13 protein-coding genes are annotated in these 14658 nt (G+C 42.2%); 6 read left to right on the plus strand and 7 right to left on the minus strand.

Translation table 11 applies throughout. From position 1 onward, the window contains the following. Together RG47T_RS04960 and RG47T_RS04965 are read right to left on the minus strand one after the other, a co-directional pair. The coding region (locus tag RG47T_RS04960) for a DUF4249 domain-containing protein (protein ID WP_216351003.1) at positions 1-538 on the minus strand (538 nt) is incomplete at its 3' end. After that, positions 529-3291, minus strand: coding sequence for a TonB-dependent receptor (locus tag RG47T_RS04965; RefSeq protein ID WP_074488400.1), 2763 nt, complete (start codon positions 3289-3291; stop codon positions 529-531). The genes RG47T_RS04965 and RG47T_RS04960, both read right to left, overlap by 10 nt. A 230-nt stretch (positions 3292-3521) precedes the next feature. Between RG47T_RS04965 and RG47T_RS04970 the strand changes: the two genes are divergently transcribed. Together RG47T_RS04970 and RG47T_RS04975 are read left to right on the plus strand one after the other, a co-directional pair. Next, complete coding sequence (locus tag RG47T_RS04970; protein ID WP_074488401.1) at positions 3522-3860, plus strand: YnfA family protein; 339 nt, start codon at positions 3522-3524, stop codon at positions 3858-3860. A gap of 296 nt (positions 3861-4156) precedes the next feature. Further along, complete coding sequence (locus tag RG47T_RS04975) at positions 4157-4366, plus strand: hypothetical protein (protein ID WP_074488402.1); 210 nt, start codon at positions 4157-4159, stop codon at positions 4364-4366. 30 nt (positions 4367-4396) lie between these two features. Here the strand turns inward: RG47T_RS04975 and RG47T_RS04980 are convergent, their stop codons facing one another. Further along, complete coding sequence (locus RG47T_RS04980; protein ID WP_074488403.1) at positions 4397-4783, minus strand: hypothetical protein; 387 nt, start codon at positions 4781-4783, stop codon at positions 4397-4399. A 189-nt stretch (positions 4784-4972) separates the two neighbouring features. Between RG47T_RS04980 and RG47T_RS04985 the strand changes: the two genes are divergently transcribed. Further along, positions 4973-5218 carry a hypothetical protein gene (locus RG47T_RS04985; protein WP_074488404.1) on the plus strand — a complete coding sequence of 82 codons (246 nt, stop codon included), beginning with the start codon at positions 4973-4975 and terminating at the stop codon, positions 5216-5218. A 58-nt stretch (positions 5219-5276) separates the two neighbouring features. Here the strand turns inward: RG47T_RS04985 and RG47T_RS04990 are convergent, their stop codons facing one another. Continuing rightward, positions 5277-5552 (minus strand): hypothetical protein, encoded by a 276-nt coding sequence (locus tag RG47T_RS04990; protein WP_074488405.1) that lies wholly within the window; start codon positions 5550-5552, stop codon positions 5277-5279. A gap of 83 nt (positions 5553-5635) precedes the next feature. After that, positions 5636-7240 carry a GH35 family beta-galactosidase gene (locus tag RG47T_RS04995; protein WP_074488406.1) on the minus strand — a complete coding sequence of 535 codons (1605 nt, stop codon included), beginning with the start codon at positions 7238-7240 and terminating at the stop codon, positions 5636-5638. A gap of 156 nt (positions 7241-7396) precedes the next feature. Between RG47T_RS04995 and RG47T_RS05000 the strand changes: the two genes are divergently transcribed. Next, positions 7397-8452, plus strand: coding sequence for a nucleoid-associated protein (locus tag RG47T_RS05000; RefSeq protein WP_074488407.1), 1056 nt, complete (start codon positions 7397-7399; stop codon positions 8450-8452). A gap of 166 nt (positions 8453-8618) precedes the next feature. Here the strand turns inward: RG47T_RS05000 and RG47T_RS05005 are convergent, their stop codons facing one another. Beyond that, complete coding sequence (locus RG47T_RS05005) at positions 8619-9629, minus strand: glutamine synthetase beta-grasp domain-containing protein (RefSeq protein ID WP_074488408.1); 1011 nt, start codon at positions 9627-9629, stop codon at positions 8619-8621. Between the two features lie 719 nt (positions 9630-10348). Here RG47T_RS05005 and RG47T_RS05015 point away from each other — a divergent pair. After that, on the plus strand, positions 10349-11935 hold the full coding sequence (locus RG47T_RS05015; protein WP_083627299.1) for an ammonium transporter: 1587 nt from the start codon (positions 10349-10351) through the stop codon (positions 11933-11935). A 287-nt stretch (positions 11936-12222) separates the two neighbouring features. Further along, a complete protein-coding gene (locus RG47T_RS05020; protein WP_074488410.1) occupies positions 12223-13323 on the plus strand; it encodes an outer membrane beta-barrel protein in 1101 nt (366 codons plus the stop codon). An 87-nt stretch (positions 13324-13410) separates the two neighbouring features. On the opposite strand, the gene RG47T_RS05025 is transcribed toward RG47T_RS05020, so the two are convergent. Beyond that, positions 13411-14658: a glutamate-5-semialdehyde dehydrogenase gene (locus RG47T_RS05025; RefSeq protein WP_074488411.1), complete on the minus strand. Its 1248-nt coding sequence runs from the start codon at positions 14656-14658 to the stop codon at positions 13411-13413.

Raw genomic sequence — 14658 nt, forward strand, 5'->3', positions numbered from 1 at the left:
TCTGGAACGGTGCGGTATCATCATTCTTAAATGCAATAACGTGATACAGTGAATCCGTATTACTCCACCTGAAAGTTGTAGCCACAGAATCTGTACTAAACAGGGACGTGGTGCTGGTTGGCAAATTAATAGTGGTGTGGGTAGCCGTATAGTTTTGCGGCTTGGCAGGCATCAGCGATTGGGCAGATACAGTTGAATTTAGGTAGGTAAACTTTAACGTATACGTTTTACCTGCAACTAAAAAGCTGTTGTTGCTGTAAGTATAGGTGCCGGCAGCACTTTCTGTAAGAGACACATTTTGTGTACCGTCTGATAGGGTAACGGCAAGGCCTTTGATAGCAGCGCCGTAAGTTGCAGTGTCCGACAATTCTTTTTGCTGATATACTTTGATGCTGATAGGCTGGCCGGCAATAAGGTAGCCAACTACCACCGGCTTATTGGTAACAGCAAGATCGACCGAACTTTTTTGGCAGGATGAAAAAGCGATTACGCCTAAAAGCATCAGCGTATAAAACAAGTGGTGTATTTTTATTTCCATCTTAAGCTTAGGGTAATGTTAGGGGTCATGCCCAGGTAATTTACATTTGAGGTTACTACCTGATTATTTTGTATTGAATACTGTTTATACCAGGTATTTATGTGGTTATAAGCGTTAAATAAGCTAAAGCCAATGCTGCCCACTTTGCTGCCGTTGATCTTCAACAGATCGTAGGTAGCCGAAAGATCGAGGCGGTGGTAGGCAGGCATACGTTCGCCGTTTTTATCGCTTATGGTTAAATAAGTTTGCTTGTTACCGTCAACCGTGGTAATGGTGTAGCTGCCAAGCGGTGCGGTGTATGGGTGCCCGGTACTGTAAATCCAGGTGGCGGCAAAGCTCCAGCGCTGCAGGTGATACATATTGATCGATTTAAATTCGTTCCGTACGTCCTGGTCAGATGGGAAATAATCGGTGCCATAGGCAGAAAATTTACTTTTGGCCTGCGCCAGTGTATAGGCTATCCAGCCGGTATAAACACCTACCTTTTTCTGTAACAATATTTCTATACCTTTTGCCCAGCCGTTACCTACGTAATAATTTTCGGTAATAGATGTTGCGGTACCTACAGTGCTAAATGCACCTCCGCCCTGTTGCCTTATCGAGTATTGGGTTAGGCCGTTTAACTGTTTATAATAGCCTTCTACATCAATTAAAAAGTCTTTGGTTTCGTAATTAAAACCGGCTATATAATGGTTGGCACTGCTTACAGGCATGGTTTTGCCATCGGCCAAAGTCCAGAAATTACGGTTGCCGTTTAAGATGTCTTCGCGGGTTACCTGGTTAGTAAACTGGTAAAAGCGGCCACCGGCAACCTTTAGGTTAAAGCGGTCGGTAAGGTGGTAGGTTGCATTAAACCTGGGTTCGGTATACAGTTTACCCGTTGGCGAATAATAGGTTTCGCGTAAGCCCGGTTGTATGTGCAGGTTGCTGGTAGGGTCAAATTCCAACTCGGCATAACTGCCTGCAACAGCACCTGTAGTATGTTGGTTTATAAGCGAAATGGTGTCGTTCTGAGTGTACTGATAATCAATATTTAAATAAGAACCATAGCCACCGAAAAGTAATTTATACTTCGATCCGGCTTGCCATTCCCAGTCAGATTTTAAACTGAGGTCGCGCAATCTGTTATGCTCTAATACGCCGTTGTTTACGTTGGTGGTGGTACCACTATCGGTTACGGTACCGGTTGTGCCCTGGTTATGGTCGCTGTTAAATTGCGAGTAGCTAAGCACGGTGTTGGAGAACAGTTTTTTACCCCAGGTGCTTACCCATTTACCACTGGTACCCACATTGCCAGATTTGGTGTAATCATTCATCTTTAAATCGCTGCTGTAGCTGGCCACAAAGGATGGGAAGTTTAAATCGCGGCTGTTATCCAAATGATCTGTACCCGAGTAGTAAGTCCAGCTGAAGGAGTTTTTGTCTGATGGGGTGTAAGTATACTTGGCATTTAAATCGTAAAAGTAAGACGAAGGTGTGGTTTGGTTCATAAACCCACGGCCACCCGGCCCGCCACCACCGGTAGTAGTGCTTTTATTAAACTGCCCGAAAATTTTATCATACAAAGGCCCCTGGTAAGACCGCCTGAAAGAGATTAAGGCTGATGAGTTTTTATTAAGCGGGGTTTCGGCATATAGGTTAAGGCTTAGTAAGCTGATATCGCCGCCAAAGTTTGTCTCGTTTTTGTTGCCATCCTTACCGCGTATCTCAGTAACTGCCGAAAGCCTGCCGCCATATTTGGCCGAGTAACCACCTTTGTACATCTCTACATCGCGCACTGCGTTGGGGTTAAAGGCACTGTAAAAGCCATAAAGGTGATCTACCTGGTAAACAGTAAAACCGTCAAAGGTTACGAGATTTTGATCGGGCGTGCCACCACGTACATAGGCACCAGACGACGACTCATTGCTACCGCTCACACCCGGCATTAGCTGGAAGGAACGCAGGATATCGCGCTCACCAATGTTGGGCAACTTATCTAGTGCAGCAGGGGTAAGTTGCAGCACGCTCACCTTTTTACTGTCGGTGTTAATTACGCCATGCTTTTTATCGGTAATTACTACCTCATTCAGTGAGTTCATGGATGGGAAGAGGGGTAACACCATTTGGCCCTTAATCTTGGCATCATCAAGCCTGAATTTATCGGGTTGATAGCCCATGTATGAAACCTCTAAAACGCAGGTATCGGCAGGCACATTAAGCAGGGTAAAATTACCACTGGTATTAGCTGCTGTATTAAGTTCGGTATTGCGAACTTTAACAATAGCACCGGGCAATGCTTCGCCCGTGTTTTGGTCAATGATCCGCCCCGAAATAGAGAACATAAAGTGGGTGGGAGGTCCTTTCGGCGGGTCGAGCGTTTTGGGCTTTACCTTTGAGAGGCTCTGATTCATCTTGTTTAACTGTTGCAGCCGTTCTAAATCATCGGGTTGCTGCAGTATGTAGATGGTGCCGTCATTTTCGAGCCAGTAATGCAGGTCGTTTTTCTGGCAAACTACTTTGAGCACATCAAGTAACGACTCGTTAAAAAAGTGCTCAACAATGTCCATACCATGTATCGGTTCGCGCTCAAAAATAAAGCGTAATTTGTACTGATACGACAAGGTGTCGAGCATTTCATCCAGCGGGCAAGAGAAAAAGTGGTCTACCATTGTCTTTTTCAGTGTTTTTTGCGCTTGCTGTGCCTGGGCCTGCGCTTGTTGTGTACAGGCAATAGTTAGAAATAGTAACAGGGGTAAGGAGAGTTTTTTCATCCAGTGTGTTAAGTGTAATCATCATTGCATCACCCAAGTGTTGTTGTTAACCTGGTATGTGCAATTGGTAGCATTGACGCTAAATTTGTAATTACAGTATGAAGGCTTGCTGAAGCCTCGATTAATAGGGCATATGTATCGACGAATGTGCCATAATAATATACCGGCTAAAACCCCTAAGATGACTTTACAGTTGAATATTGGTATATTAGACCATCATTTACAGTTATATGACCTGGTTAAAATCCCTGCTGTTTTTTGTGTTGGCCGGCCTGTGCGAAATTGGCGGCGGCTATTTAATATGGCTCTGGCTTAAGGAAGGAAAGCCTATTTGGTATGGCATTGCCGGCGGCCTTATACTTGCCTTGTACGGTGTTGTAGCAACCTTGCAAACGGCAAGTTTTGGCCGGGTATATGCAGCATACGGAGGCGTATTTATTGTACTGGCCCTGCTTTGGGCTTGGAAAGTGGATGGCTTTAAGCCCGATAAGTATGATATTATTGGCGCAGCGGTTGCACTAATAGGTGCCTGCATTATTGTTTACACGCCAAGAGGGGTAATAAGATAAAAAGCCATGTGCTTGTGATGCCCGCATGGTATCAATATTGCAGGTGCAGAATAGTATTATAAACATTTGCCTTAATAATCTGTTTAATACTTACGGGAATACTGTTTTGAAGTGCAATGAAATTTATTTTAATTTTTATAAGATGCTTTATATCAGTTGTTTTTAGCAATAGTTAAAGCCAATATCCTAATACTATAAATTAATGGTTTATTTAGCCTTCTTTGGTTTTTTGTGCGCCATTAGTACTTAATAACAATAGTTTTGGTATAGCGGTGTTAAAAAAGCATCAAATAAAAATGAACTATAATTTATATGTCGACATCCTTTGTGGTATATTCTCGCTTGTTTTTGGCATCTGGCTGTTTGAATATATTTTGCGCAGGGCACGTATTTCAAAAAAGAGCGCCTTTTATACCAACACCAAATTATACCTTCTGTCGCTAACTTTTATATTGATAGGTCTCGAACTAATTTTTGCAGGCTTAGCATCATTTGGCGATAATTGATGTTGCCTTAATAAGTAAACATATAAGCACTTAATTGCCGTCGATGCTCCAGGGTTCTTCCCCGGTAAAGTGAATAAGGTGTGCGGCTTTATCAATTTTAAACTGCCAGCTAATGCTGTCGAGTTTGTCGATGTACAAATCATCGCAACCGAAGAAAAACGACACCTTAAATTTGCAAACGAAGCTGCCCGAAAGCGTGGCAAGGTCAAACTTTAGCCCGTCTGTCTCAAACGCCACTACTTCGGGCGCGCCGCCGTTTTGATGGTGGTAGGCTTTAAGTGCGCTGCACATTTTTTGGTAATTTTTACCTTCATCGCCTTTAAATACTTCGGTTAAAAAGTCCTCAACCGGAATGTGCTGCAATAACAATTGCCCGAAGCTTTGCGGTGTAAATTGCAGATCGAGTTTTTCTCCCATGGCTGCTAAGATAACACCGTATAAGAGAATCAAGAAACAAGAGTCAGGAAACAAGATTTTTAAAGCGCTTCCGGAGGTAGTAATTTTAAATAAGTAAAACTTTGGATAAGGTAACGTATTAAAAATTGCAGCAAACCTTTTAATAATTAATTCCTTACTTTGTGTATACTACTTTACAAACTAATATCTATGCCTACTCATTTATTTAACGCCTATTTTGAAAGCCTTGACGGTGCAACCCTGGCCGGGCCCGTTACTATGGATAAGGACGAATACCTTTTTGTAAATAAAAACACGGCCGATGACATTTACTTTAATCTTAAAAAAACTACCGATGGCTGGATCTTTTCGGGCGGGCCGGTAACGCATAGTGTTCCGCAGACTTATATTGATGCTGTAGGGGCACAAATAGATAAGTTTCACCAAGGTATTTAGCCCGTATAAATTGAAAAAGCCCGGTAATGCCGGGCTTAGTATTTTCAGTAAGATTTTGTTACGGTTTTTTCTTGGTGGTTTTGCTAACGGTTGTGGTTGTTTTATTGGCTTTGTAGCGCATATCTGCGGTGCCGTCTTTTTTAACTGGGCCTACCACTTTTTTTGTTGATGTACTGGTGTTGGTTTTATAACGCAAATCGGGCGAACCATCTTTTTTGGTTTTTACAGTTTGGGTAGTTGTTGTAGTTTTCTTAGCCGTTTTAGATTGTGCGCTTACCAAAGTAGTGCTTAAACCCATAAACAACATGGCTGCCAGTGTGAGTAGCTTTTTCATAATTATTTGTTTTTTTTATTTTACAATAACCATACCTATACCCATTTTGTTTTATACAGGGAAGCCAAAGATGTTACAGCGCATTACCTAATAATCAACTCGCATTGTACTACTGATGGTGTTTCGCCAAAGCTTGGCCCGCCCCAGTCTGTTTCGTCGCCGTTAAGTATCCTGATGGGTTTAAACACGCCATTCTGATATTTGCCTTCTTCTACCTTTAAATATTGCCATGCTTTGCCCGCCTGGTTTCCGGCAGGAGTAAAGGCAATATGGCTGTGTGTGCCCATCAATACAAATTTGTTGGGGCTTAACTTGACAATCATGGCTTTGCCATTTGCTACCACGTTTTTTTGGGTACCGCCTCTGCCGCTGCCAAAAGTTACGGTAGCTTTCCACTGCCCCAGATCAATGGTTTGTTCGGCTTGGTCTTCGTGTTCTACAACAGTCTGTACTTTGCCTTCAAAGCCCCATTGCGCCAGTTCGCGCATCATTGGTGCAATGGCGGCGTATGCATGTGCATAGGGTAAGTAGCGTTCTTTTGCTTCATCGGTTGCCGGGTCTTCGGCATTGTAATCTATCCCAAATGGCGAAAAGCCGATGCCACCGCGGGCAATAACATTATACAGGTACTTGGCATTATCTTTAATAAACCCGGCCTCGGGTACAAAAAGCGCGTTATCTGGTCTGTCATAAAGCTCCAATACCTTTAGCGCCCTTTCACTTCCCGAAAGGTAAATATCTGGTGCCAGTATATCTATAGCCGGTGCGGCAGCTTTCCATATCTGTATTACGTTATCGGTAGGGCCACCGCTTTCGTAACTCGGCGCGCTTGGGTTGCTCAACGGATCGCGCAGGGCAGCGTTAACATACAATGGTAGTGGGTACACCGCCTTGCCTGCAGCAGCAACCTTGCCAATAAACCGGCTGATTGACCATGCCTGAAAATACTCATCGGCCCTGCCGCCAAATACTTTTTGCCAGGTGCCGGATGTAATCACCGGTACATTTAAGGCGGTAAGGATGGCTGGTTTTAACAATTCGGCAGGTACCTGGCCTTCAAATAATTTTTGTGCATCGGGGGCATAATCCCGTATACTATCCCATGATCCGGGCTCGTTTTCAACCTGTACCATAATTACGGTATGCTGCGGGTCTGCTTTTTTAAGGTAACTCATTACTGCGGTAAAAGCCTTTATATCTGCATTAAGCGTAGCCTCTGCATGTGGCGAAGGCGAATCGATAGGGTTGCCCTTTCGGTTGTGTATGTTGGGATATTTGGCTGCGTCGGCTTTCATCCATTGGGGCATATAGTGGTTGCTACCGTTTTTCCAGGTGGCAAACCACAGAAATACAAGCCGTACTTGCCTTGCCCGAGCCTGTGCAAGCAGGGTATCAACTATCGAAAAATTGAACTTGCCTTGTTGCGGCTCAATCTGTTCCCAGTAAAGGGGTACTTCGAGAGTATTGGCATGCAATTGTTTAATGCCGGCCCATACACTGGGCATCATGCCGGGCCAGGCACTGGAGTTATGAGCCTGCCCGCCCAATATCAGGAAAGGTTTGCCATCTATCAGCAGTGCGTGCCGGCCATTTTTTTCTATTATACGGGGTATCTGCTCAACTTTAGCTTGTGCCCATACACTAAGCTGTGTAAATAGGCACGCTAAAAATAAAATTACTGTTTTCATTACGGTTTATTTGGTTGGCAATAAATTTAAGAGAGATTGCTTGATATTGCGCGAAAGGGGCAAAATAAAAGTTGAAATAGCGACGATGTTACATATGCTTAACCTTCTTCTTTCCCTTGCCACTGCCGCTACTTAACCCTAACTTCGCTGCCGATTATGATATTTTATCAAGAAGCTTCACTGGGCCGGTTGGCCATCCATCATATTGGAAACAAAGCGCAGGACGAGCGTTTTGTGCTCTCCGAAAAACCTGTTGAATTGCACGACGAATTGCTGAGCAAATTACTGTTGCAATATTTCCTGGCTCCTTATGAAAAGGTGCCCGAAGTTTACCGTTTTTTTCATGGTAATGACGACTTGAATTTGAACGAGGTTTACCATTTTGTTACTGCCATATTTGATGATCAGGAAACTTTTCAGGAAAATAGCCGTCAGCTAGCCAAGCACTTGTACGAGGTAAGCAATCACCCTAAAATTAAAGCGGGGGAGTTATACATCGCCTATTTCAGCAACGTACAGATTGAGGGTGAGCAGCATGATGCTATCGGGATTTTTAAATCGGAAACCAAAGAAACCTATTTAAAGGTATATCCCGAAAACGATGGCTTCGGCGTAAGTTACGAGGAACAGGCCATTAACATTAACAAACTGGATAAAGGCTGCCTTATTTTTAATACCAATAAGGAAGAAGGTTACAAGGTAGCAGTAATCGACAAAACCAATGGCAGCGAACAGGCCGTGTACTGGAAAGATGAGTTTTTAAAACTGCGCGTGCGCAACGATAATTACAACCAGACAGCCAATGTAATGGGCGTATACAAAAACTTTGTAACAGAAAAACTCGACGATGAGTTTGAAATGAGCAAAGCCGATAAAATTGACCTGCTAAACCGATCTATGAAGTACTTTAAAGAGAAGGATAGCTTTGATATGAAAGAGTTTGGCGAAGAGGTGATTGGTAACGAGCAAGGGATAGCCACTTTTTTAAACTACAAAAAAGATTACGAAAACGAATTTGAAACTGCCATACCGGATAGTTTCGATATTAATGACGCGGCTGTTAAAAAGCAGGCAAAGGTTTACAAAAGCGTATTAAAGCTGGATAAAAACTTCCATATCTACATCCACGGTAATAAAGACCTGATTGAAAAAGGTTTCGATGATGGCAAAGCCATGAACTACTATAAGGTGTTTTTTAAGGAAGAAGCGTAGAGAAGAGAATCAAGAATCGGGAATGAATAATCGAGATAAAAAACAGTATAAAAAGAGGTGTTGACTGGAGCTTGTCCTGATTCTTGATCTCGATTCCTGATTCAAAAAAAACGGCCTGTGGTATTTATTACCACAGGCCGTTTGAGTATTTAATGGCGGTATTAAATTATACGCCTGCTGATTTAACAGTTTTGATAATACGTGCAGCAACTTTGTATGGATCGGCAGCAGAGTTAGGGCGACGATCTTCTAAATAGCCTTTCCAGCCTTTTTGTACAGTGTAAAGTGGGATGCGGATAGAAGCACCACGATCTGATACACCGTAGCTATAGTCATGGATAGATGCAGTTTCGTGTTTACCGGTTAAACGTTCCTCATTGTGAGCACCGTAAACATCGATATGTTCTTTAACTACCGGGCGGAACGCTTCCAGAATTTTTTTGTAAACATCTTCGCTACCAGTGGTACGCAAAGTTGTGTTAGAGAAGTTGGCGTGCATGCCAGAACCGTTCCAGTCTAATTGACCAAGCGGTTTGCAATGCCAGTTGATAGATACGTTGTACTCTTCGCCAATACGCTCTAATAAGTAACGTGCAACCCAGATCTGGTCACCAGCTTCTTTAGCACCTTTAGCAAAAATCTGGAATTCCCATTGTCCGGCAGCAACTTCAGCATTGATACCTTCAACGTTTAAACCAGCATCTAAACATACGTCTAAGTGCTCTTCAACAATTTTACGTCCGAAAGCATTGTTGGCGCCTACTGAACAGTAGTAAGGGCCTTGCGGGCCAGGGTATCCACCGTCTGGGAAGCCAAGCGGTTTGTTGGTGTCCGGGTTCCACAAGAAATATTCTTGCTCAAAACCAAACCAGAAATCGTTGTCGTCATCCTCGATAAGCGCACGTCCGTTAGATTCGTGCGGGTTACCGTGAGAATCTAAAACTTCGCACATTACCAGATAACCTTCTTTGCGCTGAGGGTCTGGACAAATAAACACAGGTTTCAGGATACAATCAGACGAACCGCCCGGTGCTTGTTCTGTTGAAGAACCATCAAAGCTCCAATTTGGACAATCTTCCAGCTTGCCGCTGAAATCTGCTTCGATTTTAGTTTTACTTCTTAAACTTTGTGTCGGTTTGTAACCATCAAGCCAAATGTACTCAAGTTTAGCTGCCATGTTTTTTAAAATTTATAAAATTAGGGTTAAGCGATTAATATATTTTGATTAAATCGTGTGAATTTATGCAGTTTGTGTGAAATTTTATAAAAATATCTACTAAAAATGTATTCCATATTTGATTTTTTTAAAAAGCGAATAATACCTATGGTAAAATTGAACAAATTGTAATTTTTAGCATAATTGAGGGTTGTAAAATAGAAATATTTCAAAATAATATTTATTCTCTTTATTAAACGCTTTTTAAACATGTATTGCACTCCTTATATATAGGTAATAGTGTTACTTGCCGGGGCTATATATGCAATATAAAACACCAAAAAGTCTTAATTATTTTATCCTTTGCTGATAAAGACTTGATTTTCGACCTTTTTAGTAGAATATTTCACAGAACTTTATTCCATTTTAATTTGAAATGCAAATTTATATATGGTCAAGAGCTGTCACGGCGAATTAAAATTGTTTTAAAACAATAATATTATTGAAAATTTAATAATTACGTAACATATAAAGGTTTTGTTTTTGATGATTTAATAAAAATACTATTATAGGGTAAAAAATATATGATTTTAATGTTTTTTATTTCTAATTTCATAAAAACAATCAAATATGAGCCCATTTGATTGGATTATTTACAATAAACCTGCGATGTACTCAAATTTTCACTAAATAATTACTGATTTTCTAAACACTCTTAAACAATTAAAACAAATTAAACTATGAATCCCCTGTCGAGACTCAAAAATCAATTCAGTACGGTGCTTCAGTTAGGCAAACGGAACTGGCGCATTGGCCTTGCAATTTTCTTTGGTAAAATCATCGGTACATTTGTGGTAATTGCCGCAATGATGATTATCCCCGGTATGATTGCTACTCCGGCCCATGCTGCAGACACGTACACTGCTCACGAAACAACTTTTATTAACACAGTTAACACCATCTGGACACTGGTTGCTGCTTTCCTTGTATTTGGTATGCAAGCCGGATTTGTGATGCTCGAGGCAGGCTTTGCCCGCAAAAAAGAAACAGTTAACGTATTAATGGAATGTATTTTTGATACATGCCTTTGCGGTATACTGTTCTGGGCTATAGGTTATGCCTTTATGTTTAGTACTGGTAATGCCTTTATTGGTTATCATTGGTTCTTCCTTTCGGGCGCCCCGGCTACTTATCTGGCAACAGGTATTCCTATCCTGGCGCACTGGATATTCCAATATGCATTTGCTGATACCTGTTCAACCATTGTATCTGGTGCCATGATTGGCCGTACCAGTTTCCGTGGCGATATATTATACAGTATCGGTATCACCGGGTTTATTTACCCAATTATTGGCCACTGGGCATGGGGGCCAGATGGTTTCTTAGCTTTAATGGGGTCAAAAGGTAATTTCCTTGAATCACTCGGTCAGGGTTTCCGCGACTTTGCAGGCTCAACTGTAGTGCATACAATAGGCGGTATTGCTTCACTGGCAGGCGCTATTGTATTAGGCCCACGCATAGGCCGTGTGTTTAGAAGAGATGATAAATTAAAAGGAGGCTTACCGCCAGCTCATAACTTAACAGTTGCTGCAGTGGGTGCATTTATACTTTGGTTTGGCTGGTATGGTTTTAATCCGGGCAGCACATTATCTGCTATGGATATGCAGGGTATTGGCCGTATTGCAGCTAATACTACTTTAGCAGCCTGCGCAGGTGGTATGGTTGCCATGTATTTTGCTTTATGGTTTGGCCCAACAAAAGGCAAATTTGATGTTGGTTTTACAGTTAACGGTTTGCTGGGTGGCCTTGTAGCCATTACTTGCCCTTGTTATTGGGTTAGTCCACTTGGTGCCATATTATTAGGTGCTATTGCCGGTGTGGTAATATTTGTTGGTACCAATTTATTAGAATACTTCCGTATTGACGATCCGGTTGGTGCAGTACCTGTACACGGCTTATGCGGTATCTGGGGAACTATATCATTAGGTTTCTTTGCCTCTGGCGAGTATGGAGCAACCGGCCCAACCGGTGCCGATAACTCTGCCCCGGTAAAAGGTTTATTTTACGGTGGTGGTTTAGATGTTTTAAAAGCACAGTTTATCGGCAGCTTTACAATAACGGTAGCCACGTTTGTGGTAGCTTTTGCAATGATGTGGATCATCAATAAAATGCCGAACCCTTGGAAACTCCGTGTTGAAGATCATGGTGAGAAAGCTGGTTTGGATATATTTGAACATGGTGCTGCTGCTTACAGCGAAGATGAAGATGAAATCGACATCCAGGGGCTGTTTGAAGGTGGGTCTGTTAAAAACCCGCTTACAGCGTAAATATTTAAAAAGGCGTATGATTTTAATTCATACGCCTTTTTTATAAAACTTATAATAATGCTTCAAAATATTGAAGCAGCAATACTGGCCGGTTCGCGCAAAAGACTCTCTCACAATCGAACCTGATTAAAACCGGCTTTTCAGTTTTTTATTTAATAAAGCTATTCGTTTTTTCAAACCCTAAACCTGGGTTTGCAGCTACGCTTGTGCCTAAAAATTTTCAAACAAAGAGTCTAACTAACAATCATCATACGGTCAATCTAAAAAACATCCTTAAACAATTTAACATGAAAAAATCACTACTATTTTTATCACTTCTAACTTCTGCAACACTTTTATCCAAGGCTCAGGATACCACCAAGGCCGGTGCGCCTCCACCGCCGCCTGCAGCACCTGCTTCTACACCACTTACTGTTTTTGGCTCTGTTGATGCCTATTATAAATACGATTTCTCTGGTTTAAAAACTGCTGCCGGCTCTAATATCCCTACAAGTTTTGCTAACGAACAAAATTCGGTTTCGTTGGGTATGATAGATGTTGGCGTAAAGAAAAAAGTGGGCAAGGCCTCCTTCCTGGGCGAATTGTCGTTTGGCCCGCGTGGCCAGTCACAATCAATCCCTACTGCTGCAGGTACCTATGATGAAACTAATAACAGTTTCCATATCCAGAACTTATACCTGTCTTACGATCTGACGGATAAATTGAACTTAACCGGTGGTTATATGGCAACCTTTATTGGTTATGAGGTAATTTCTCCGGCAGGTAACTTCAACTATTCAACTTCATACCTGTTCACTAACGGTCCGTTCCAAAATGCAGGTTTAAAAGCAACTTATGCTTTTTCTGACAGGGTAAGTTTAATGGCGGGGATATTTAATGATAAATGGAACCTGTATCAATCTAATAAAAGTGTAAATACATTTGGTGCGCAGCTAATGGTTGTGCCTGTAAAAAACTGGACTGCTTATCTTAATTTTATTAGTGGCCACGAGTCTGGTACCGAATTTGACGTCACCACCAACTACCAAATTTCTACAGCCTTTAAATTAGGCCTTAACGGTGCAACCTTTTCTGCACCAAGCGGCACAACAGGTGGTTTCAGCGGTGTAGCGCTTTATCCTCAGTTAGCGGTATCGCCGGCAGTAACATTGGGTTTGCGTGGTGAGTACTTTAAAACTAAAGCAGGCGATTATGCAACAGTTGGCCCTGCACCAGGTAAATCTGTAACCGGTCTTACTGCAACGCTAAACTTTAAATCTGGCCCGTTAACTGTTATACCAGAAGTAAGGTTAGATCATAATAAAGACAAAGTATTTTTGCAAAGCGATCACGTTACGCCAACGCAATCAGCATCTCAATTCTTAATTGCTGCTGTTTACGCTTTCTAATATAAAAGACACAATATATTGCGTCTCTATAGTGAAAATTTGAGGAAAAGGGGGTACAAGTTATTGTGCCCCCTTTGTTAGTAAATATTATGTGCGGACTTGCCCATCACCCTTTACCAGCCATTTGTAGCTGGTTAATTCCTTTAAGCCCATTGGGCCACGGGCGTGAAGCTTTTGGGTACTGATGCCTATCTCGGCACCGAGGCCAAACTGCGCACCGTCTGTAAAAGCCGTTGATGCATTTACGTAAACAGCTGCGGCATCTACCTTATTCAAAAAGTCTTCCATATGCTGTGGATTTTGTGAAATGATAGCTTCGCTATGTTTAGAGCTGTGCTGCGCAATATGATGAAGGGCTGCATCAAAATCATCAACCGTTTTAATGGCCATTTTCATCGACAAAAATTCTGTGCCGAAATGTTCTTCGGTAGCCTGCTGCAATAATTGAGCAGGGTATTGGCCTGATAACGCCTGGTAAGAGGCTTCATCGGCAAAAACTTCTACAGATGCCCCGCCCAGTTGTTGTATTAGTTTTGGCAGATCGGGTAGCCTGTTACTATTGATAATTAAACAATCAAGCGCATTACAAACACTAACCCTGCGGGTTTTAGCATTGAAAATAATGGCACTGCCTTTTTCAAGATCGCCATCTTCATCAAAATAGGTATGTACTATGCCTGCCCCGGTTTCGATAACCGGTATTTTACTATGCTGGCGTACAAAATTGATCAAACCCTGGCTACCGCGCGGGATCAATACATCTACAGAGCCAACTGCATTTAACAGGGCTTCAGTAGCCTCGCGTTCTGCCGGTAGTAGGGTAGCAGCATTGATATCGATATTGTGTTTTTTAAGTACATTATGGATAACAGAGATGATAGCTTGATTAGAGAAATCTGCATCACTACCACCTTTCAGCACACTTACATTACCGGTTTTAAAGCAAAGTGAAAACACATCGAAAGTAACATTAGGCCTCGCCTCATAAATTACACCAACCACACCCAGCGGAACCCGGACTTTAGAGAGCTTTAAACCATTGGGAAGTGTGTCGGCAGAAAGCACTTCGCCCAAAGGGCTCTCTAATCCCGCTACATTGCGTATTTCTGTAGCAATACCGGCAATCCGTTCGGTAGTTAATTTTAGGCGATCGTATTTTGGATCGGTTTTATTCATCCGGTCCAGGTCTTTTTGATTTTCGGCAAGCAGTAAGTCAGTTTGCTCAACGGCACTCTCGGCCACATCCAATAATACCTGGTTAATCACAGTAGGAGCAAGGCCTGCTATGTTACGGCCTGCTATAACTGCGTTCTCAAAATATGCGGAATAACTCAT

Source organism: Mucilaginibacter polytrichastri (assembly GCF_001911425.1).
GTDB lineage: Bacteria > Bacteroidota > Bacteroidia > Sphingobacteriales > Sphingobacteriaceae > Mucilaginibacter > Mucilaginibacter polytrichastri.

Excerpts from the sequence above, each read along its gene's own strand:
- RG47T_RS04965 (WP_074488400.1), bottom strand. The coding sequence starts at position 3,291 with ATGAAAAAACTCTCCTTACCCCTGTTACTATTTCTAACTATTGCCTGT.
- RG47T_RS04970 (WP_074488401.1), top strand. The coding sequence starts at position 3,522 with ATGACCTGGTTAAAATCCCTGCTGTTTTTTGTGTTGGCCGGCCTGTGC.
- RG47T_RS04975 (WP_074488402.1), top strand. The coding sequence starts at position 4,157 with ATGAACTATAATTTATATGTCGACATCCTTTGTGGTATATTCTCGCTT.
- RG47T_RS04980 (WP_074488403.1), bottom strand. The coding sequence starts at position 4,783 with ATGGGAGAAAAACTCGATCTGCAATTTACACCGCAAAGCTTCGGGCAA.
- RG47T_RS04985 (WP_074488404.1), top strand. The coding sequence starts at position 4,973 with ATGCCTACTCATTTATTTAACGCCTATTTTGAAAGCCTTGACGGTGCA.
- RG47T_RS04990 (WP_074488405.1), bottom strand. The coding sequence starts at position 5,552 with ATGAAAAAGCTACTCACACTGGCAGCCATGTTGTTTATGGGTTTAAGC.
- RG47T_RS04995 (WP_074488406.1), bottom strand. The coding sequence starts at position 7,240 with ATGAAAACAGTAATTTTATTTTTAGCGTGCCTATTTACACAGCTTAGT.
- RG47T_RS05000 (WP_074488407.1), top strand. The coding sequence starts at position 7,397 with ATGATATTTTATCAAGAAGCTTCACTGGGCCGGTTGGCCATCCATCAT.
- RG47T_RS05005 (WP_074488408.1), bottom strand. The coding sequence starts at position 9,629 with ATGGCAGCTAAACTTGAGTACATTTGGCTTGATGGTTACAAACCGACA.
- RG47T_RS05015 (WP_083627299.1), top strand. The coding sequence starts at position 10,349 with ATGAATCCCCTGTCGAGACTCAAAAATCAATTCAGTACGGTGCTTCAG.
- RG47T_RS05020 (WP_074488410.1), top strand. The coding sequence starts at position 12,223 with ATGAAAAAATCACTACTATTTTTATCACTTCTAACTTCTGCAACACTT.
- RG47T_RS05025 (WP_074488411.1), bottom strand. The coding sequence starts at position 14,658 with ATGAGTTATTCCGCATATTTTGAGAACGCAGTTATAGCAGGCCGTAAC.